We start from the raw sequence: 19,688 nt of genomic DNA on the forward strand, positions 1-19,688 counted from the left end.
GCGAGCCGCCAGGGTGGCAGCCACTGGCTCTGCCGTGGTTTGCCGATGACACTCTTTGACGTTTCGCCGTGCGTCTGCAGCGCAGCCGACACACGGCGAAACAGTGGGCGTAAGGGCGCAAGGGTCTGCCGCCGCACGAGCGTACCCGTGCTAAGTGGTATGCTTCCCAACTCAGCCCCATAGCGCCGGCCCGCAGGGTGCAATCATCCCATCGACGATGGTCAGTCCGGGATCACGGTCGTGTGCCAGCCACACCGGACCATCGAGATCAACCAGATCGGCCAATCCTGTGAGCAGCATTGCCGGTGCGATGCCGAGCGAGGTTGCCACCATGCAACCAACCATGACCTGCAAACCGCGCCGCCGCGCCTCGCCGACCAGGCGCCTGGCTTCGGTAAAGCCGCCGGTCTTGTCGAGCTTGACGTTGATCATCCGATAGCCCGTCGGCAGGCGCAGGAGGTCGCGGGTGGTGTGGCAGGACTCGTCGGCGCAGAGCGTCACCGGTGAGACGAAGCCGTCGAGGGCCGCGTCCTCCGCCGCCGGCAGCGGCTGTTCGATCACCTCGACGCCTAGCGCCGCCATGGCCGGCAGCAGGTCGCACAGCAGTTGCATCGACCATCCTTCGTTGGCATCGACGATCAGCCGCGCCGCCGGGGCCGCCCGACGCACCGCCGCGAGGCGACCGATGGGATCGTCGGCGGCGAGCTTGACCTTGAGCAGCGGCCGACTGCGCAATGCCGCCGCTTGCTCCGCCATCGCATCGGCCGCATCCAGGCTAATGGTTTCGGCGGTCATCGTCGCCTTCGGCGGCGGCAGACCGGCGCGGTACCAGACGGGCTCGCCGCTGATCTTGCTTTCGAGGTCCCACAGAGCACAGTCGAGGGCGTTGCGGGCCGCTCCCGCCGGTAGTCGGCTCTGCAGCGTCAGGCGATCCAACCCCGATGCCGCCGAAGCCGCATGCGCACGCAGGCAGTCGAGGACGTCCGGCACCGTTTCGCCGTAGCGGGCGTAGGGAACCGCTTCGCCGCGACCGCGGTGGCCATAGGCTTCCGCCTCCACCACCACCACGTCAGCGCTGGTCTTGCTGCCACGGGCGATGGTGAACGGACGTGCCAGCGGCCAGCATTCGTGCCGCACACTGAGTCGGGCGGGGATCATGACAACATCCTGTCCACGATCGCACCGACGCCATCCAGCAGCGGATCGACACAGGGCAATCCCGTGGCCTCGCGCAACTGACGGAGATAGGCGGAGCGCGCCTCGACCGCCAGACCACTGCTGTTCACCGCAACACCGACACACCGCGCTGATGGGCAGGTCAGCCGCGCCGCTTGTTCGTTGGCGATAATACAGCTGACGAGATCGGGGAGCGGCTGGTGCGGCAGGCCGCGCATATGGGTGCGGGTGGGCTCATGGCAGATGACCAGCGCCTCGGCTTGTGCGCCGTGGAGCAGGCCGAGGCTGACGCCGGCGTAGGACGGATGGAACAGCGATCCCTGACCCTCGATCAGGTCCCAGTGCTCCGGCTGTTGGGCCGGTGTCAGCCATTCGGTGGCGCCGGCGATGAAGTCGGCGACAACGGCATCGACCGAGACGCCGTCGCCGGCGATGAGAATGCCCGTTTGGCCTGTGGCGCGAAAATCAGCCTCCATGCCGCGGACGCGCATCTCCCGCTCTATGGCCAGCGCGGTGTACATCTTGCCAACGGAGCAGTCGGTGCCAACGGTAAGCAATCGCCGGCCGGATCGCGGCAAACCGGTTCCCACCGGAAACGATCGTGCCGGAACGCGAACTTCGACGAGACTGCGGCCAGCAGCCAGGGCAGCGTCACGGAGGCGCGCGATTGCATCAAGCCGGTCGTGCAGGCCGCTCACCACATCGAGTCCCGAGAGCAGTGCCGCCTCAAGCGTATCGATCCAGGCGGGCGGAATAACGCCGCCGGCATTGGCGACGCCGATGACGAGGGTGCGCGCGCCGGCGGCCACACCGTCTGCCACCGTCATCTCGGGAAGATCGAGCATGGCGGAACAACCGGGCAACCGAAGCTGACCGAGGCACCAATCGCGCCGCCAAGCAAAGAGTCCAATGGCGGTTTTTGCCGCCAGTTGATCGCGCGCGTCGCCGAGAAACAACAAGTACGGTCGCTGCAGCATGCTTGTCCGCCTGCCCGTGGTTGTCACCGCAGAGATATGGTCGGCGAACGCGACCTCTGCGCGGTTTCGCGCACGCAAAAGACGAGAACACTCCGACGTCGCCCGTCTCTCTTTACCGCTGTTGCCAGTGGCTGTCGCCACCCTCGTCACCACCCGCCGGCTTCTATGGCGGGACAGCCTCGCAACTCAGTATATGTCTGCAATAGTGATTTAGATCACAGTATAGATGCATTGACGATTAACATTCGTCACTCTGCAAGGCCTCATTCGCCGATGGCGAGCAGATCGTCGTTGACACAATACGGCAAGAGCGTATTGTGTAGGGCATTATTACTGTGTCCGTAAAGAGCGGATGACGCAATATCTTGTAGGAGAAGAAGCAGGCCGCAGCAAGGCCAACCATTGCTCGGGAGGTACGATGCAACGCAACACAGGCCTGATCTTCGCCTGCGCCACAGTCGGCGCCATGCTTTGGGCATTTGTGGTTTTTTTGCCGACTAAACCGGTGGCTATGCCCTTGGGTGGCCCGGACCCGACGCTTCTCGAAGGCGAGGAAACGGGCGCCCCGATCACCCCGCTCACCGAAATTCCCCGCGCCATGCGTGAGCGTCTGGCTAACGCCAGCCCGGATCTGCTGCGCGAATTCAAATGCCTAGCCCTCAATGTCTATTGGGAGGCTAAGGGCGAACCGCTGGTTGGGCAAATGGCTGTGGCCGCGGTTACCCTCAACCGGTTGGGCAACCCCCGATTCCCTAAGAGTGTCTGTGAAGTTGTCTGGCAAGGCGTCGAGAGCGGTCGAGCCAACTGCCAGTTTTCGTGGGCCTGCGACCAGCGGGGTGATCGCCCACTCGAAGACATTCCATGGCAGCGGGCACAACAGGTGGCGTATCGCGCCATGTTCCTGGACCCCTTCGATCCTACCAACGGTGCCCTCTACTTCCACGCCATCTACGTGCGGCCGCAGTGGGCAGATGAGAAGGCAAGGATCATGCGCATCGGTCGGCACATCTTCTATGGTGAGAACCCGACCCTGCCCAGCCTCATCAACGTCGCCAATCGCTCCTGAGGCTACGCACGGCAGCCCGGATACCCAGACATCGCTTTTTTCCTGGCGATCCAGTTCCCAAAGACGCGGCGTTGCGCCACCGCCATGATCACCGCCACGGGTGCACCGCGATTGCGACGGCCTCAGCCTGCTCCACCGCTCCCCGCTCCCTGTCGGGATGTGTTTGACGGTTTCGCCTGCGCTTACGGGTGGAAGTGGCCTTCCTGGCAGTGCTGCAATTCGTGATGCACCACCTGCCAGCGACTGGCGTCGTCGTCGGCGCGTGGTGAGCGCGTCCAGATGATGCACTGACGGAATTCCTTATCCCAGGCGGCCATCCCCTCGCAGTTCGCCCGTTGACCGTGCTCGCGGCAGAGCTTTGCCATCTCCTGATCGCTGACGATGTTCCAGGTGAGAGAGCGCGGTTCGATCGCCACCGCGTGCGCCAGCGATGCGGCCGATGACGCAAACTATTGCGATAGCTATCATCTGCGCGATCTTTTTACCGACATTTTATCCCCTCACTACATCCTATGCGTTAATAAAGGTAAATATATACCCGTAACGGGTAGCGCTTAAGCAAAAACTCTCATTACGAGTTTTTGTTTTCAAATAACACGCGTTTTGAGAGTATTTTCAGCTCTGGCCATCGCCCCGAAGGCGGCGGTAACGTGCCGCCAAGCAACACGTTACCGAGGTGAACGGGCGCCGGGATAAGCTGGCGCCGGAATGAGGATGGTTCGGACATCATGGACTTTGATCTGATCGCTCGCTGCCTACACGTTCTGGGCGTCGTGTTCTGGATTGGCGGCGTCGCCCTGGTCACCACGGCCGTGCTGCCGGCCGCAGTCGCCCGCCAGCCGGTTGCGGCGCAGCTGGAGCTGTTCGAGGTGATCGAGCGTCGCTTTGCTCCCCAGGCCCGCATCGCCACCCTGATCGTCGGCGCGACCGGTTTCTTTCTCGTCGCCCGACTTGACCTCTGGTCCCGCTTCAGCGACCCCACCTATTGGTGGATGCACGCAATGCTTGGACTATGGCTCGTTTTCATGCTGATGCTGTTCGTGCTCGACCCCTTCGTCTTTCACCGTATCGTGCCGCGGCTGGCGGTAACGCATCCACGCCTGACCTTTGCCGCTCTCGCCGCCCTGCATTGGGTTCTCTTGCTGGCCGGCGTGGTCACGATCGCCGGAGCCGTTGCCGGCAGTCATGGCGGCAATCTCTGGTGAAGCACTCAGGTGCTGGTAAAGCCGCCGGAAAGCGCCTCGCGCCACGCTCGTGCAGGCGCCTTGGAGGCGTTAAGCTGACTGCCGAGGAAGGGAATTCACCGCATGTCTATTGCATCGCCGCTCACCCGCCTTGCCGCCACTTTCGTTCTCGCCCTGGGCATTGCCGTCGGCGGCTGGCAGATCGGCCACGGGTTCATCGCCGGCCGTGAGCAGCCGCGGGTCATTTCCGTCAAGGGTGTCGCCGAGCGGGAAGTGAAGGCGGATCTGGCGCTCTGGGCGTTGCGTTTCGTCGCCACCGGCAATGACTTGGCCCGGGTGCAGCAGCAGGTCAGTGCCGACGAGAAGCGGGTGCGCGCCTTCCTGACGGCAGCAGGGCTACCGGCAGCAACGACCGAGGTCCAGGGATTGGAGGTGGTGGACCTCCTGGCGCAGGCCTACCGCTCCGGGCCGGTGGATAGCCGGTTCATCATCACCGAGACGCTGCTGGTCCGCACCGCCGACGTGCACGAGGTGGCGGAGGCGAGCCAGCAATTGGGTGATCTGGTTGCCGCAGGCGTCGCCTTGAGCGGGCAGACCGGCGGGCCGATTCAGGGACCGGTCTACCTCTATACGCGTCTGAACGATGTCAAGCCGGCGATGATCCAGGAAGCGACCAGGAACGCCCGCCTCGCTGCCGAGCAGTTTGCCACCGACGCCGGGAGCAAGCTCGGAGGCATCCTGCGGGCATCACAGGGATTGTTTCAAATCCTGCCGCGCGACGCCGTGGATGGCGCGAACGAGCAGGCCCAGGCGGCAAAAATCGTCCGGGTGGTCAGCACGATCGATTATGGCCTGGTGCCGTGACAGCTTCGCCGCCTTAGCCAAGCAGTCAGCGCAAACCCAGCCGGCAGGTGCACGCAGCCGACGTAGATCCCCGGTTAAGCGTGATCGGCTGGGCCTGAGCGGCCGCGGCCTGCAAAGGTGCGCCCGGGCCGCATGCGTGAAACGAAATGCATGTCCCGCCTCCCTGGCAACGGACGGGGATGCTCAGCCGCCGAAGGGTGCCAGCGAGCGTCACACGGTCGATGCGAGCCCGGGTACAGTTTTTTAACCCATTTGGGTTGTTTCTGCCACCCCTTGATCATTGTGAGGATGATGTGCGCTGGCATGCTCGGCCTTGCTGCTATCCGCAATCAGATCGATGAGCCGGCTGGTGATCAGCCGCACCAGAAACAGGCCGAACTCCGGATGTTCCAGGTAAAGTTCGGTCGCTTTCTTCCCCGTCAGGGCAAAAAGCACGCAATCGGTTTCGCACACCGCGGTTGCCGTCCGCCGACGCTCCGGCGAAAATAGGGCGATCTCGCCGATCAAATCGCCTGCATGGCACACCCGGTCGATCTCGATGATCCGNNAGATCGCGCCGCGCGCGATATAGTACATGATCTCCGCCGGTTCACCGCGGGCAAAGAGCTCGCTGCCCTTACGCTGCTTGACCTCCAACATGAATGGTAAAAGCGGATCGATCGACAACTCTTCGTGCATTGCCCTTGCCGCGCGCTGGCGCGTCTGCCACATCTCGATCAGTCGATAAATGTTGAGTGGAAGTTGTACCAAGTGGGCGACCCACAGCAATTCAATGCCGGCAAGATAACCATAAATGGCAAAGACCACGTTCATCGCCACCGCCAGCGCGCGTAGCGGTATCATGCCCTTCGCTGCAAAGGTGGCGATGGCCAGGGTTGCTGCCAGATATCCTACGACCTCGGTCCACATCGAGCCGTCGCCTCCACTGCTACTCTGTTCAATATCCGACTCGGGTCGTGCAGGCGCTCAGACGGTGATCGAGCAGCCTGCCGCCACTATCACGTCGGGCGCGACCAACCGCAAGATCCGCGGCAGGCGGTCGCGGTGATGATGACGCAACTGCACCGAACCTTGACGTTGATCGCCGCCGTCGTTGGCGCCGCGGCAGCGATCGTCATCTTCTCGCGCATCCTGCTGACGCTGGACGACCTGCAAACCCCGGAAATTCGCCTCGCCTATGGCCTCGGCGTCGTGGCCATCCTCGCCGCCGCCGGTGCCCTGCTCTATCGGCGTGGGCGGGCGGCGCGGCCGGAGCGACGACCGCCACCACAACCGCCACGCGCTAGCGTCGAACAGCGCTTGGATCGCATCTATAGCCACAATGGCCTGCAGACCGATAGCGCCGCCCTGTCGCCCGCGCGGCGACGCGGTCGGGGCGAAGCGGCGACGATCGTCCTCTGTGGGCTGCCGCGAACCGGCAAGTCGCGCGTGGCCACGGCGCTCGAAGCGGCCCTTCCCGACCGCCTCAAAGGCCAGCCGCTGCGACTGGTCGAAACCCCAGCCTCGGCACCGACTTCGCTGCCAATCTGGAGCGGTTGACGGCGGCGATCGAAGCCGATGTCTGCATCTTCGTCGCCGACCAGGACCTGCGCGACTACGAATTCGCGGTGATCAAGGCGCTGGTGGAACGCGGTGCGGCGCCGATCATCGTCCTCAACAAGGCCGACCAGCGCGATGCTGGCGCCCGCGGCGAAACCCGCGCCGCGGTGGAGCGGCGACTTGAAACGCTGCTGCCGCCCGGTGATATCGTCGATGCCGCGGCCGATCCGCTGCCGGCGACGCGTATCAGTAGCGATGCCGAAGGACAGTCGGTGGAAGAACAGGTCAGCCGCCCGGCCGACATCGACCAATTGCTAGCATGCATTACCGCCCGCCTTGATCCCTCATCCCGCGCATGACCGGCTGGCCCCATGACCGAACCTGACCGCCGCTACGAGGACACGCTGGCAACGCTGCGCCGGCTGGCCCACTCCAACGAACTTCGCGAGAGCGAACGCGCCGCCGTTGCCGAGGACCTCAAGGATATCGATACGATGCTGGCGAAGCTNGGGTCCGGTGTCGTCGAGATCGCCGTTTTCGGCGAGATCAACTCCGGCAAGAGTTCGCTGCTCAATGCGCTGCTCGGCAAGAAGGTGTTCGCCACCTCGGCCGAGGGGGGCAAGACGCGCGAGCGCAGCCGACACGACTGGACACCGGACCTGAAGGCCTTTGCCGGTCTCGCCGACAGCCGCCTCGTCGTCGTCGACACCCCCGGCCTGAACGAAGTGGGCGGCCTCGACCGGGCGGTGCTGGCACACAAGGTGGTGCGTTATTCCGATCTGGTGTTGTTCGTTTCCTTCGGCGATCTCAACGACAACGAGTTCGCCGCGCTCAGGATGCTGCATGAGTTGGACAAGCCGATCATCCTCGTCCTCAACAAGATCGACCTGTTCCGGCGCGAGGAGGTGGAGGCCACCTTGGCGGCGGTGCGCACCCGCGTCGACGGACTGATCGGCGATGCCGACATCGTCTTCACCGCTGCCGATCCAAGGCCGGTGCTCCGCCTCGTGCATCTGCCCGACGGCAATCAGCACGAGGAGGAGATCCGCCGGCCACCCATCGTCGAAGACCTGCAGGCGCGCATTCTCGAAATCCTCACCCGCGAAGGCAAGGCGGTGGTGGCGCTGAACGCCAACCTGTTTGCCGCCGAGGTGTCCGAGCGGATCACGCATCTGAAGGTGGAGGCGCGGCAGAGCGAGGCGGAGCGGCTGATCAACCGCTTCATGTGGGTCAAGGCCTGCGCGGTGGCGCTTAATCCGATCCCCATCGCCGACATTGCCGGTGGCGCGCTCTCCGATGCGGTGATGGTACAGCGGCTGGGCGAGGTCTATGGCCAGTCCTTCTCCCGCGCCAACGCCCAGCGATTGATCCGCGACATNCCTCGGTGCCTGGGGGTGGCGGTGACGGTGGAATGGGTGACGCATCTGGCCGCCGGGGCATTGAAGACGACGGTGCCGCTGGTGGGGCACGCAGTGGCAGCGGTACCGCAGGCGATGGCGGCAGCCTGGACCTGCTATGTCGTCGGCCAGGCGGCGACGCGCTACTTTCGTGACGGTGGCTGGGGTCCGCACGGCGCCAAGGCGATCGTTCGTGAGATTCTCGACGGCTTGGACCAGGACAGCGTTCTTAGGCCGCTGAGGGAACGCCTCCTCACCCGTCTCGCCAGCCGCGAGGGGTAGAGGCGCGAGTGGTAGAGGACAGAGTCCTGGCGCTCACTGAAGGAAAGATATCCTACAAAACCGGCTCGGTCAACTCGCCGCACCGGCCGTCTTTGCGCCCGCCGGCTTCTTCTCAGCACCATCTCCGCCATCAAGGATGCCGGAGAGGAGTTCGATCTGCCGGGCGATGCGGCTGAGCGCCTCCACTTCCGGCGACGCCAGCGGTCGTTCGCCCACCGGGCGGGCGTCGCAGAGAGCGGCGAATGCTGTTCTCATCCAGCCTCGCCAAGCCCGCCATGTCTCTGCCGGCAGCGCCGCGTGCGACGTCTTGTCGTGTTGCAGCACCGACAGGCGACCGCCGAGACGGCGCAGCGTTGCATCGACAACCATTGCTTGTTCAAGCTGCCGACGGCTCCGCTGACGCGGTTCCTGCAGGGCGCGGGAGATCGACGCTTCGAGATTGTTGATGGCGACACCGGCGCGACGCCGACTGTCCTCCACCACTGCCGATGCCGTCTCACCGAGTGCCGCACCGAAAACGGCATCGCCGAATTGACCGATGGCACCAATGGCGGCAGCCAGTTGCTGGCGTAGCCGGTTGTGCTCCCAGCTCGGCCAAAGCAGCAGGCAGCCCATTACCGCGATCAGCCCGCCGGCGACCGAAAACAGCACGCGCATCTCGACGATGTACCAGGTACTGGTGCCGGGCAGCAGCAGCTCCACCAAGACGACGAGCTGTGGCATCAGGCAGGCGATGAAGGTGCCGTAGCTCACCTGCCGGGCGGAAAAGCCGATGATACAGAGCGGGAACATCAGCGCGGCGAGAGCGAGCGGCGTCGTCACCGCATGGACGAGTAGCGCGCCGACGATGCCACCGATGACCGTCCCGCCGATCCGTTCCAGCGCCCGTTGCCACGTCGCGGCGAAGAACGGTTGCATCGTCAGCACGACGGTGATCGCCAACCAGTGGGAGAACGCTCCCTGCCAGGCGAGAACGATGGCGATCGTTGGTGCGGCAACGACAGCGGCACGCACAGCGTGCCGGAGGCTCGCCGAGTCCCAGGTCAGGTTGGCGCGCACCGGTTCGAGGACGACTTGGCGGAACGACCAGGATCGTTCTTTCGCCACCGCCGCCTCCGAGGGCAGATCGTCGCTGGCGAACAGCTTGAGAGCGATGCGGATGCGATCGGCGATCACCGATGCGACGGCGTGGAGCGCCGGATCCGCCGCCGTATCGGACAGCATGCGGTCGACCCNCCGCTCGATCGCTGCCGCGCGAGGCGCCTCGTCGGAGGCCATCGATCGGGCAAACGCCTCGATCATCGGCGCGATCCGTCGCGTCAGCCGAGAGCCGGCGGCGCGGCGGTTCCGCCCGCTGTCGTCCTCCATCAGGTCGTCGCTGAGCGCGATCAGGGCGCCGAAGAGCTGCTCGCCGGTTTCGAGGCGGAGCAGCGCCTGCGAATTGCGCGGTGACGCGCCGCCGCGGAACCGGACGAGGTCGCCGAGACTCGTTCGCGCCTGTTCGACCGCCATCCGCACGGCGCGCCGATAAGCGCGGGCGTGCGCGTCCCATTCCGGACCGCTCACCGCATCGCTACGTCCTAACGCCCGCAGATCGGCGGTCAGCGCCGCCAATTGCCGCCACACATCGGCGACCATGGCGCGTGCCGGAGTATACGGATCGAGCCGCCAGAACAGCAATGCGAGCAGGGTCGCCCAGACGCCGCCAGCCAGGAACATGCCGCCGATGACCGGTGCCTCGGCAAGGGTGAGCGGCCGGTCGAGCGAAAACACGAGGGCAACGGTCATGACGTTGCCGGCGGCCAATGCCGGCTGGCCGAGGACGCGGGCGAAGCTGGTACAGAAGACGACCAGCGAGGCGCCGGCGATGATGATCCAGGTCGGACCAACCCCACGCAGCAGGCCGAATGTACTCCAGAGCGCGGCGCCGAGTACGGTAAAGGCAAGAAGACCGGCGATCCGTGGCCGGAGCGGGCCTCCGGCATCACTGAAACAGGTCAGATTGGCGGCGAGTGCCATATAGAGGAGCGGCGGCCAGCCGACGGCCTCCTCGATCAGGATGACAAGCGCGCAGGCGAGCGCGGCGCGGATGCCGTCGATGACGCTGATCGCCCGCAGGTCGAGACCGAGTGGCAGTTGCGACAGATCAGCACCAGGATTGCGCGCCGTTGGGCGAAGCGAAGCCGCAGACAGGGCTCCGCCGGCGATCGTGCCCGTCAGCGCCCGCAGCCGGGTCGGAAGCCGCATGTGTGTGCCCGCACAGAAAGAACTCGCAATACGCTGCCGCTGGCGCAGCCGCGCCATAGCCTAGCCGACCACCGGGCAGCGTCCGCGCGGCGGCATCAGGCGCCGCAGTCTAGCGTGAGTTTGCCGGGCGAGGAACCAGCCAGCGGAAGGTGTCGCGGCGCGCGCGCCATGGCAAGGTCGCAACCGGCCAGGAGCCGGCAGGAAACCGGCGCGTGATTACGCTTGCCGAGCGTTCACACCGGTCTTTACGGTGGTTGCCTGCGTCTGTTGAGGGCGCCCAAACGCACGCACGGATACCCCCCCCAGCGCCGTCGTTATGCAAGGTACCGAACACCAATGAAGGTTGCGATTGCAATCGCGTTACGATTGCAGCAAGAAGGACGGCAATCGAAGTTAGCCGACCAACCCACACCGAAATGCGTGCAACGGGGCTCCCCATGGCAGCAAGGACGCGGTATTCTTCGCTTCGCCTGCGCGCAATCGCCGGATTAGCTCAGCTGGTAGAGCGGCTGATTTGTAATCAGTAGGTCGGGGGTTCGAGTCCCTCATCCGGCACCAATCATTTCAGTACGTTACAAGAGATCGCACGGTCAGCCCCAAAAGTCGGGTAAGCGTGGGGCAAGCTCTAGGCTGTGAGCTTCATAACCAGGAGTTGATGACAGCGGCGATGGTGACGGCGGCGAGGAGGTTGGTGGCGAGTTTGTCGTAGCGGGTGGCGATGCGTCGCCATTCCTTGAGGCGGAAGATGGTTCGCTCGATCATGTTTCGCAGTTCGTAGAGCCGGCGATCGAAGGGGTGGAGACGTTTTCTGGTTGGATTATTGGGGATAACCGGCCGGGTACCGCGGGCGAGTAGCGACCGCCGCAGGTGTGCCCGCGGCTTCGGCAAGCGCCCGGAAAAGCCGTTCCCACACCCCTTTGCGCGCCCAGCGGACGAACCGGTTGTATAGCGTCTTGTCGGGTCCATAGACCGCCGGTGCGTCCCGCCAGCGGCAGCCGGACTGCAGCACATGGATGATCCCGCTGATCACCCGTCGGTCATCGACCCGCGGCACGCCGCACGTATCGTTGGGCAGCAGCGGCGCAAGCCGCACCCATTGCCCGTCGCCCAGCCAAAACACTTGCATCATCCCCAGCCCCCCGTTTGGGAGCTTGGAGCAGATTCGCATGCCTTTGCGAATCCCATTTATGGGTCCGCGGCCTAGTACTACAGTTGCATTTTATCCTCTAATATGGTTCCGTTGCCTGCGGCTGTGGGAGGGCGACGGATGGGTGTGGCGGAATGGGCGGGCACGCTTGTTGATTGGAAGGCGGAGCTCGAGGGGTTGAGGCGGGTGATCGCGCCGGCGCTGGGGCGGGCGGAGACGCGCCGTTCGGCCGGGATGTTCATCGACGGGCTGTTCTCGGCGGCATCGCGCAAGACCGGCTGGATGCTGGCCGAACAGGCGGGCCTCGAGGCACCCTATCGCCTCCAGTCACTGCTCGGACGCAGTTCATGGTCGGCAGACCAGCTTCGCGATCTGGTGCGCGGGTACGTGACGAACGCGCTGGGTGATCCGGGCGGCGTGCTCGTTGTCGATGAGACCGGTTTCCTGAAGAAGGGCCGGCACTCGGTGGGTGTCGGCCGTCAGTACTCGGGCACCGCCGGCCGGATCGAGAACTGCCAGGTCGGCGTTTTCGTCGCCTACGCCAGCCGCTGGGGCCACGCGCTCATCGACCGGCAGCTGTACCTGCCGAAAGACTGGGCGGACGATGCGACGCGCCGCCGGACGGCCGCCGTGCCGGACGACGTCGAATTCAAGACCAAGCCGGCGATGGCGCGGGAGATGATCGAGCGGACGCTCGACGCCGGCCCGCCTTGCGCCTGGGTTCTCGCCGATGCGCTCTACGGCTCGGACAGTCAACTCCGGCACCTGCTCGAGGGCCGCGGCCAGCCTTATGTCCTTGCCGTATCGCTCCAACCACACCCTTCGCTTCCTCGAGGACGGGACCCTCGTNNCCAGACCGACCCTGCCACCATGCTGGACACGCTGGCGGACGATGCGTGGTCGTCGCTGACCGCCGGCGAGGGGGCGAAGGGTCCAAGGCTCTACGACTGGGCAAGGCTGCCGCTCGGATGGTCGACGGATGACGGTTTCGAGCGCTGGCTGCTCATCCGCCGCAGCCGGCGTGATGCGCAAGCACTCGCCTATTACCTTGCCTATGCCCGGCAAGGCACGTCCCTGCCCGAGCTTGCCGCTGCCGCAGGCCTCCGCTGGACGATCGAGGAGTGCTTCCTGCGGGCGAAGGACGACCTCGGCCTCGATCACTGCGAGGCGCGCTCCTGGCACGGATGGCATCGCCACATGAGCCTGGTCCTCGCTGCCGCCGCCTTCCTCGCCAAATTGTCGGCCGACCAGCGCCGGATCGCCTTCGATAAACGGGACAAAACGAGTCCGGCCGCCGCGGCCGCATGACCGTCCCGCTCGCCACGCCGGAAATCCGCCACATGCTCGAAAGGATCCTGTTCCGGGCGAAAACCCATCCCGCCTTCGTCTGGGCCTGCTCACGATGGCGCCGCAGCCACCAAACGACAGCCGCCAGCAGTCACCGCAAGAAACGACTAGAAACGCAACTGTAGTACTAGAGCGAACCGGACGGGCGGGTCAGATCCACCACCATCCCTTCGGAGGCGACGAAGGTGCCGGCCCATTCCCGCTTTGCTTCCCGGGCGATGGCATCCATCCTGTCGTCTTCGTGATCCGGTTCGTGGTGAAAAATCGCCAGACGCTTGACGTTCGCCTGCCGACAAAGGCGCACCCCCTCCTGCCAGGTGGAATGCCCCCAACCGACCCGCCTGGGAAATTCATCATCGGTGTAGGAACTGTCGTAGATGACGAGGTCGGCGCCCTCGATCAGCCCCAGGATGCTCTGGTCCGGCTGCCCGGGTACGTGCTCCGTATCCGTGACATAGCAGGCCGACGCACCGCCATATTCGATCCGGTAGCCTGTCGCGCCGTTCGGATGATTCAGGGGTGCGGTGCGGACGCGCACCTGGCCATTGAGCGAAAACGAATCACCGGCAGTGAAATCTTCGCACTCGACGATCGCCCGCATCGCCTGTAGTGGCACCGGAAACACCGGCTCATGCATCTGCTGCGACAGCACCTGCTCGACACCGCCCTGGTCCTTCAGGTGGCCGGCGAAGATATGCATCCGCCGGTTCGGGTCATAGGCGGGACGAAAGAAGGGAAAACCGTTGATATGATCCCAGTGGGTGTGGGTGAGCAGGAGCGTAATGGTGCGGACGTCTTCCTGCAGAAACTCCTTGCCCAGCGGGCGAATGCCGGTTCCGGCATCGAGGATGAACCGGTTATCTCCGGCACAGACCTCCACGCAGCTGGTATTGCCACCGTACTTCATGTGTTTGGGGGACGGGCAGGCGATGCTTCCCCTGACGCCCCAGAACCTGATGGTGAACATGGGCCCTACCTATCTCTTCCGTGGGCAGCATGTGCCGGTACCGTCCCCCTTTTCCCCCGCTGACTCACCGTCCGCCGAGGAGCTATCACTTCTAACCGCCTGCCGAAGTATTTCCGCTCACATTCGGATCGAGAATAAACGAAGAGCCAACCGAGAGGCCAAGCACGGTGTCGGCTCGGCCCTGATTGACCGCAAACTCCAGCAGACCGTTGGCGTTTTCGTAGCAGAAGACTTGCCCCTTCTGAACAGCCGAAAAGGTTCGCGCAAAGAATATTCTTTGCCCTCCTGCAATAATAGACGTATGACGAGGAATTGACGCAGCTCGACAACCAGTGATTGCGTTGCCAAAGTGGTCCACGTAGACTATCTCGGTCAAATCATCGGGCCAGTCCGCAAAACGTCCCAGACCTTCGAACTCACGTTCTCCCGGCACAGACAGTCCCTGCGCCAGCCGTGCCGCAACCGGGGCAAAGACGTCCCGGCCATGGAAGGTCGCCGACACCCGATCCGGCCGATAGGCAATCCGCGTCCAAATTGGCCGACTCGACGCCCGGCGCACCACATGCTCGAAGATCCCGTTGTCCGGGCCGACGAACCAACGTCCATCGACGACACCCGCGACCGGAGCGCGATCGCCGCCGACGCCCGGATCGACCACGCAGAGAAATACCGTGCCCGCAGGGAAGCCGGCTGCATAGGCAACAAGCAGATAGGCTGCCCGCTTCGCATCAAACGGCGGCAGATCGGCAAACAGATCGATGACGGCCTCTCCCGGGGCGTCGCGATGGAGGACGGCCCGCACCTGCCCGGTGTAAGGACCGGCAAGGCCATAATCGGTAAAGAGAACGATCATCTGCCGCCTAGTGAAGGAAAGCGATACCCACGAAAATGGCCCTATGCTTGCATATAGTTTACCGTTCATCTGGTGTTAAGCCTTGACGGCTTAGCATCGTCAGAACCGGTGGCGAAGGTCGTGCACCATCGCCACCTTGGCAAAGGAACGCGTTGGAGGCCTACTTAATCGGGAGATTAGCAGTATGTCTGTCCGAGTGCGCTTACTGGGGTATCACCTGACCACCGCCGAGATCACCTATCACCTGCCCGACTATCCCGACTTGCTGCAAAACTTCATTTGGCAGGACCTGGACATGATCCCGCACCTCCCGGCGCTTCGGAAGTTCCTCGCCTACTGGCAAAAAAATCTCGATGGCCGACTGCATTCGGTCAAGGTCGCCGCGTCGTCATTGATCAAGCCGGCGGAATTTCGCTTCGCCAAAGGCGAGTTCTTGTTGCAATAGCCGGCACCGCCCGCCATCGCACACTGTCATGCCATGGCGTCGCGCCGGTCCCTGTTGCCACCTAAACAAACCGGGCGGGACCACGTGGGTCCCGCCCGGAGCAACTTCAGATCGGCGGCGTCGCGGTTACGCCGCGTCGTAAGACTGCATCAAGCGAGGGCGGGCACCGGTGTTCCCGACGCGGCAGCAAGGCCAATAATGGTCTTCTTCAACCGATCGAGGGCACGCGCCTCCAACTGACGCACGCGCTCCCGACTGATCCCGTAAACGACCCCCAACTGTTCCAGCGTCATCGGATCCTCGCGCAACTGTCGCTGCGTCAGGATGTCACGCTCGCGTTCGGGCAAGGTCGCCAGCGCCTGATCCAACAGGCCACGGCGGAAATCACCCTCCTCGCTCGCCGCCACCTGCGCCTCGGGGCTCGGCGACTCGTCCACGAGGGTGTCCATGAACTCCGCCCCCTCGGCATCCTCACGGCTGCGCGGCGCATTCAGCGACACGTCGGGCGAGGAAAGACGTCGGTCCATGTCGATCACGTCCTGCGTCGCGACGTCAAGGCTACGGGCGACGGTCTCGGCGTTCTCCCCTTCCAGGCTGCCGAAGGCATCAAGGCTCAGCTTGCGCTTGATCCGGCCGAGGCTGAAGAACAGCTTCTTCTGCGCCGCCAGCGTACCCATTTTCACCATCGACCACGACCGCAGGATGTATTCGGTGATCGAGGCGCGAATCCACCACATCGCGTAGGTCGCCAAGCGGAACCCGCGCTGCGGCTCGAACTTCTTGACCGCCTTCATCAGCCCGATGTTGCCCTCGGCGATGAGGTCGGCAACCGGCAGGCCGTAGCCGCGATAGCCAGAGGCGATCTTCGCCACGAGGCGCAAATGACTCGTTACCAAGCGATGGGCAGCTTCCACGTCGCCGTGTTCCTGCCAGCGCACAGCAAGCATGTATTCCTCTTCCGGCTTAAGGACCGGAAATTGCCAGATCTCCCGATAGTAACGGGTCAAGCTGCGTTCGTTCTGCAGATTAGGCAGCGTCAAACTCGCCATTGGTTATCTCCTTATTGCATGCGAGCGCATACAGCGGTGCGGCCGAAGTACGGCACCGCAAACTCATCCAAAACGTGGGGAACTGCCGTCAGACACTCTCATACAGAGAGGGCCGCCCCTTGTGTCGTGGCGGGATACGCGCTACGCATCGGCATCATCCTCCATTTGAAGCAATATGCCGTTTTAACCTCCGCTTCCTTCGGCACTGGCCCACTTCGGCACCAAGCCGCGAAGCACCAAGTTCCGTAGATTAGCAGTTTTCCACATAATTTCAAGTCACAGACAGTTGATGTCGCATTTGGCGCCAATTCGCCCGGCTGAGGATGAAACATCCAAGCGCCGCAAAGGTTGCTAAGATCTTGCGAACAGCCTAGCTTCGCGGACGCGAGCATCTCTCCCAACGTCGGCCTGTCGAACATGCGTCCGATCTTTCAGCTTTTTGCCCTCGTCATGATTCTGCTTGTGCCCAGCGGCGCTGCGTTCGCTGCCGCGCCTAAGGACAGCATCGAAAGCCTCCACGCCGTCCTGCTGCAGGCGATGAAGGCCGGGCCTTCCGCCACTGTCGAAGCCCGCTACGCACTGCTGAAGCCGAAGCTGGACGCGATTTACGACTTTCGCCGGATGATTGAGGTGGCGGCGGGGTCCACCTGGGCAAACACCGACGCTGCGACGCAGAGCAAGCTCGCCGACGCCTTTGCCCGGTTTAGCGTCATGACCTATGCCAGCCGTTTCAGCAGCTATGCCGGCGAGGAGTTCCGTATCACCGGCGAACGCCCCGGCCCGCGCGACACGGTGCTCGTCGATACGGAAATCGACCGCGGCGCCAACGCGCAACTCGCTCCCGGGGAAAACCGCACGGTGGCGATTTCCTACGTCATGGCTAAAACCGATGACGGCTGGCGGATCATCGACGTGATTCTTGATCAATCGATCAGCGAACTGGCGCTTCGACGCTCTGAATACAGCCGTACCCTGCGCAGTGGTGGCGCCGATGAGCTGATCGAGGTGCTCAACAAGAAATCGGACGAGCTCGCCGCGGCGAAATAAATAAAGCGCCAAGCCAGCAAGCCTACGCCGCGCCCGCGCAGCGTAGGCGACATAGCCATTGGGTTACTTCGGCTCCAGAATCTGCCGACCGCGATACATTCCCGTCACCAGATCGATATGGTGGGGGCGTCGCAGTTCGCCGGAGGTCTTATCCTCGACGTACGTCGGCGCTTTGAGGGCGAGGTGCGAACGGCGCATACCCTTCTTGGCGCGGGACGTTTTTTTTTGGGTACAGCCATGGGTCTCGTTCCTTCGGCGCTGTTCAGTCGTAGAATGATGTCGATTGGAATACACTGCGCCCGGCCAACCGCCCGTAGCGTCAGCGGGCCATGTTTATACGCATCCAGAAGCGATCGGAAAAGCAAAAACCGCTGCCGGCGCCCTTGCTGTCGCCGCGTGGCGTGAGATATCAGCGTTCATGGATTGCCTACGATTGGAACGAGGAATGACAAGCGCAGACGAAAATCTGGAGTCCGGTGACCGGCGCTTTGCGTCGCGCGTCAGCGTCGAGCAGGTGGAAGAGGGCTCGGACCTGGCCCCCGGTTCGATGCCAACGGCCTGATCCCGGTGGTGACCAGCGATGCCGAGTCGGGCGAGGTGCTGATGCTCGGGTATATGAACGCTGAAGCCATGGCGAAGACGATCGAGACCGGCGAAGCCCATTACTGGAGCCGCAGCCGGCGCTGCCTGTGGCACAAGGGCGCCACCAGTGGCCTGATCCAGAAGGTGGTGGAGATGCGCATCGACGACGATCAGGACGCCGTCTGGCTGCGTGTCGCGGTTGAAGGTGGCGCCAGCTGTCACGTGGGCTATCGGTCGTGCTTCTACCGCCTGGTACCAGTTGGGGATGCCGCAGGCGGCGCACTCGCCTTTGTGGAAACAAGCAAGCAATTCGACCCGAAGCAGGTGTATGGCGACGCCCCCAATCCGACGCAACTATAACGCGCATTCGCCACGACTGTCCTGGGATGCCTTGCCATCGCGTCAATGCGCTTTTTCTGCAACACGGTCGCAACAATTACAGGAAGCATAATATTTTCAATGAGTAATAGAGCTTTTCAAAGCCAAGAAGGCTCCCTATCCTCTCGCAGTGTTTTAGTAACTGATCCGCTGAAGGAGGTCCGTTGACCCGTACCGCGACCGACAACGCGATTCGTGTGCTTCTGGCGAAGCCTCGCGGCTTTTGTGCCGGCGTCGAACGGGCGATCGAGATCGTCGAGCGAGCCATCTCACTCTACGGACCGCCGGTCTATGTTCGCCATGAGATCGTGCACAACAAGCACGTGGTGGAATCGCTGCGCGCCAAGGGTGCCATCTTTGTCGAGGAACTCGACGAAGTTCCGCTGGGCGCGGTGACAATTTTCAGCGCGCACGGTGTCTCCACCGCGGTGGAGGAGGAAGCCAAGCGTCGTCACCTGCCGGTCATCGACGCCACCTGTCCGCTGGTGACCAAGGTGCACAAGGAAGGGCGCAACCACAGCCGCAAGGGACGCGAGGTCATTCTCATCGGCCACGCCGGCCACCCGGAGGTGGAGGGCACCCAGGGTCGCATTCCTGGCGGTGTCCATCTGGTCTCAGCACCGGACGAAGTGGCAAATCTGAACGTGCGTGATCCGGCCCAACTGGCGTACGTGACGCAAACAACGCTCAGTGTTGACGATACCCGCGATATCATCGAATCCTTGAAGCAGCGCTTTCCGACCATTAGCGGCCCCGACGTCAAGGATATCTGTTACGCGACGCAAAATCGGCAACAGGCGGTACGCGAACTGGCGGCACAGGTGGAAGTGCTGCTCGTCGTGGGCGCGCAGAACAGCTCCAATTCAAATCGCCTGCGCGAAATCGGCGCGGAGATCGGTGTCCCCAGCTACCTGATAGATGACGCACGCGGCCTTGTGCCGGCCTGGCTTGACGATGTGCACACCGTCGGGGTAACCGCAGGCGCTTCGGCTCCGGAGGAACTGGTTCAGGATTTGATTGCTCGCCTCGGTGAGTTTGGACGGGTCACTGTCGAGGAACTCGCCGGCGCTGAGGAACACATGCAGTTCAAGTTGCCGCGGGCCTTAAACGCCCCCGCGACGGCCTGACGAAACGANAAGAG

21 protein-coding genes, 1 tRNA gene and 1 pseudogene are annotated in these 19,688 nt (G+C 63.5%); 13 read left to right on the forward strand and 10 right to left on the reverse strand.

Annotated elements, in window-relative coordinates; translation table 11 throughout:
- Window positions 1-171: 171 nt before the first annotated feature.
- Both dgcA and dgcN read right to left on the reverse strand, forming a co-directional pair.
- Complete coding sequence (dgcA, locus tag HQ394_RS07500) at window positions 172-1,158, reverse strand: N-acetyl-D-Glu racemase DgcA (protein ID WP_190262725.1); 987 nt, start codon at window positions 1,156-1,158, stop codon at window positions 172-174.
- The gene (dgcN, locus tag HQ394_RS07505; protein WP_190262726.1) at window positions 1,155-2,153 is read right to left on the reverse strand and encodes an N-acetyltransferase DgcN; all 999 of its coding nucleotides are present in this window, start codon (window positions 2,151-2,153) and stop codon (window positions 1,155-1,157) included. Before dgcN ends, dgcA begins: the two co-directional genes overlap by 4 nt.
- 517 nt (window positions 2,154-2,670) lie before the next feature.
- On the opposite strand from dgcN, the gene HQ394_RS07510 reads away from it, so the two are divergent.
- Window positions 2,671-3,219 (forward strand): cell wall hydrolase, encoded by a 549-nt coding sequence (locus HQ394_RS07510; protein WP_223291932.1) that lies wholly within the window; start codon window positions 2,671-2,673, stop codon window positions 3,217-3,219.
- A 182-nt stretch (window positions 3,220-3,401) separates the two neighbouring features.
- Here the strand turns inward: HQ394_RS07510 and HQ394_RS07515 are convergent, their stop codons facing one another.
- Entirely contained in the window at window positions 3,402-3,635 is a 234-nt protein-coding gene (locus tag HQ394_RS07515) for a hypothetical protein (RefSeq protein WP_190262728.1), read from the reverse strand.
- A 312-nt stretch (window positions 3,636-3,947) separates the two neighbouring features.
- On the opposite strand from HQ394_RS07515, the gene HQ394_RS07520 reads away from it, so the two are divergent.
- Both HQ394_RS07520 and HQ394_RS07525 read left to right on the forward strand, forming a co-directional pair.
- Window positions 3,948-4,424 (forward strand): hypothetical protein, encoded by a 477-nt coding sequence (locus tag HQ394_RS07520; RefSeq protein ID WP_190262729.1) that lies wholly within the window; start codon window positions 3,948-3,950, stop codon window positions 4,422-4,424.
- A gap of 102 nt (window positions 4,425-4,526) precedes the next feature.
- Window positions 4,527-5,267 (forward strand): SIMPL domain-containing protein, encoded by a 741-nt coding sequence (locus HQ394_RS07525; RefSeq protein WP_190262730.1) that lies wholly within the window; start codon window positions 4,527-4,529, stop codon window positions 5,265-5,267.
- A 243-nt stretch (window positions 5,268-5,510) separates the two neighbouring features.
- On the opposite strand, the gene HQ394_RS07530 is transcribed toward HQ394_RS07525, so the two are convergent.
- On the reverse strand, window positions 5,511-6,176 hold the full coding sequence (locus tag HQ394_RS07530) for a Crp/Fnr family transcriptional regulator (protein ID WP_456151500.1): 666 nt from the start codon (window positions 6,174-6,176) through the stop codon (window positions 5,511-5,513).
- A gap of 138 nt (window positions 6,177-6,314) precedes the next feature.
- Between HQ394_RS07530 and HQ394_RS07535 the strand changes: the two genes are divergently transcribed.
- The 3 genes from HQ394_RS07535 (at window position 6,315) to HQ394_RS07545 (ending at window position 8,485) form a co-directional block, all read left to right on the forward strand.
- Entirely contained in the window at window positions 6,315-6,806 is a 492-nt protein-coding gene (locus tag HQ394_RS07535) for a hypothetical protein (protein ID WP_190262732.1), read from the forward strand.
- Window positions 6,803-7,165: a P-loop NTPase family protein gene (locus tag HQ394_RS07540; RefSeq protein ID WP_190262733.1), complete on the forward strand. Its 363-nt coding sequence runs from the start codon at window positions 6,803-6,805 to the stop codon at window positions 7,163-7,165. The genes HQ394_RS07535 and HQ394_RS07540 overlap by 4 nt, the downstream gene beginning before the upstream one ends.
- Before the next feature lie 135 nt (window positions 7,166-7,300).
- Window positions 7,301-8,485 carry a DUF697 domain-containing protein gene (locus HQ394_RS07545; RefSeq protein ID WP_456151559.1) on the forward strand — a complete coding sequence of 395 codons (1,185 nt, stop codon included), beginning with the start codon at window positions 7,301-7,303 and terminating at the stop codon, window positions 8,483-8,485.
- Window positions 8,486-8,554: 69 nt separating this feature from the next.
- On the opposite strand, the gene HQ394_RS07550 is transcribed toward HQ394_RS07545, so the two are convergent.
- Entirely contained in the window at window positions 8,555-10,789 is a 2,235-nt protein-coding gene (locus HQ394_RS07550) for an FUSC family protein (RefSeq protein ID WP_456151501.1), read from the reverse strand.
- Window positions 10,790-11,214: 425 nt separating this feature from the next.
- Here HQ394_RS07550 and HQ394_RS07555 point away from each other — a divergent pair.
- A tRNA-Thr gene (locus HQ394_RS07555) sits at window positions 11,215-11,290 on the forward strand.
- A gap of 81 nt (window positions 11,291-11,371) precedes the next feature.
- Here HQ394_RS07555 and HQ394_RS07560 read toward each other — a convergent pair.
- A pseudogene (locus HQ394_RS07560) lies at window positions 11,372-11,861 on the reverse strand (transposase).
- A 138-nt stretch (window positions 11,862-11,999) separates the two neighbouring features.
- Here HQ394_RS07560 and HQ394_RS07565 point away from each other — a divergent pair.
- Together HQ394_RS07565 and HQ394_RS07570 are read left to right on the forward strand one after the other, a co-directional pair.
- A complete protein-coding gene (locus HQ394_RS07565; RefSeq protein WP_223291933.1) occupies window positions 12,000-13,187 on the forward strand; it encodes an IS701 family transposase in 1,188 nt (395 codons plus the stop codon).
- The gene (locus HQ394_RS07570) at window positions 13,184-13,351 is read left to right on the forward strand and encodes a hypothetical protein (protein WP_190260090.1); all 168 of its coding nucleotides are present in this window, start codon (window positions 13,184-13,186) and stop codon (window positions 13,349-13,351) included. The genes HQ394_RS07565 and HQ394_RS07570 overlap by 4 nt, the downstream gene beginning before the upstream one ends.
- A gap of 2 nt (window positions 13,352-13,353) precedes the next feature.
- Here HQ394_RS07570 and HQ394_RS07575 read toward each other — a convergent pair whose 3' ends face one another.
- Window positions 13,354-14,193, reverse strand: a complete 840-nt coding sequence (locus tag HQ394_RS07575) for an MBL fold metallo-hydrolase (protein ID WP_190262736.1) — start codon at window positions 14,191-14,193, stop codon at window positions 13,354-13,356.
- Window positions 14,194-14,284: 91 nt separating this feature from the next.
- Window positions 14,285-15,115: an SAM hydrolase/SAM-dependent halogenase family protein gene (locus HQ394_RS07580; protein ID WP_317629015.1), complete on the reverse strand. Its 831-nt coding sequence runs from the start codon at window positions 15,113-15,115 to the stop codon at window positions 14,285-14,287.
- Window positions 15,116-15,230: 115 nt separating this feature from the next.
- Between HQ394_RS07580 and HQ394_RS07585 the strand changes: the two genes are divergently transcribed.
- Window positions 15,231-15,491, forward strand: a complete 261-nt coding sequence (locus tag HQ394_RS07585) for a Usg family protein (RefSeq protein ID WP_190262738.1) — start codon at window positions 15,231-15,233, stop codon at window positions 15,489-15,491.
- A gap of 149 nt (window positions 15,492-15,640) precedes the next feature.
- On the opposite strand, the gene rpoH is transcribed toward HQ394_RS07585, so the two are convergent.
- The gene (rpoH, locus tag HQ394_RS07590) at window positions 15,641-16,540 is read right to left on the reverse strand and encodes an RNA polymerase sigma factor RpoH (protein ID WP_190262739.1); all 900 of its coding nucleotides are present in this window, start codon (window positions 16,538-16,540) and stop codon (window positions 15,641-15,643) included.
- A 417-nt stretch (window positions 16,541-16,957) separates the two neighbouring features.
- On the opposite strand from rpoH, the gene HQ394_RS07595 reads away from it, so the two are divergent.
- Window positions 16,958-17,587, forward strand: coding sequence for an ABC transporter substrate-binding protein (locus HQ394_RS07595; protein WP_190262740.1), 630 nt, complete (start codon window positions 16,958-16,960; stop codon window positions 17,585-17,587).
- Window positions 17,588-17,650: 63 nt separating this feature from the next.
- Here the strand turns inward: HQ394_RS07595 and rpmF are convergent, their stop codons facing one another.
- Window positions 17,651-17,785, reverse strand: coding sequence for a 50S ribosomal protein L32 (gene rpmF / locus HQ394_RS07600; RefSeq protein WP_190262741.1), 135 nt, complete (start codon window positions 17,783-17,785; stop codon window positions 17,651-17,653).
- A 372-nt stretch (window positions 17,786-18,157) separates the two neighbouring features.
- Between rpmF and hisI the strand changes: the two genes are divergently transcribed.
- Together hisI and ispH are read left to right on the forward strand one after the other, a co-directional pair.
- Entirely contained in the window at window positions 18,158-18,529 is a 372-nt protein-coding gene (gene hisI / locus HQ394_RS07605; protein ID WP_263053777.1) for a phosphoribosyl-AMP cyclohydrolase, read from the forward strand.
- Between the two features lie 182 nt (window positions 18,530-18,711).
- Entirely contained in the window at window positions 18,712-19,674 is a 963-nt protein-coding gene (ispH, locus tag HQ394_RS07610) for a 4-hydroxy-3-methylbut-2-enyl diphosphate reductase (RefSeq protein WP_223291934.1), read from the forward strand.
- Window positions 19,675-19,688 lie beyond the last annotated feature (14 nt).

Source organism: Defluviicoccus vanus (genome assembly GCF_014672695.1).
GTDB lineage: Bacteria > Pseudomonadota > Alphaproteobacteria > Rhodospirillales > Defluviicoccaceae > Defluviicoccus > Defluviicoccus vanus.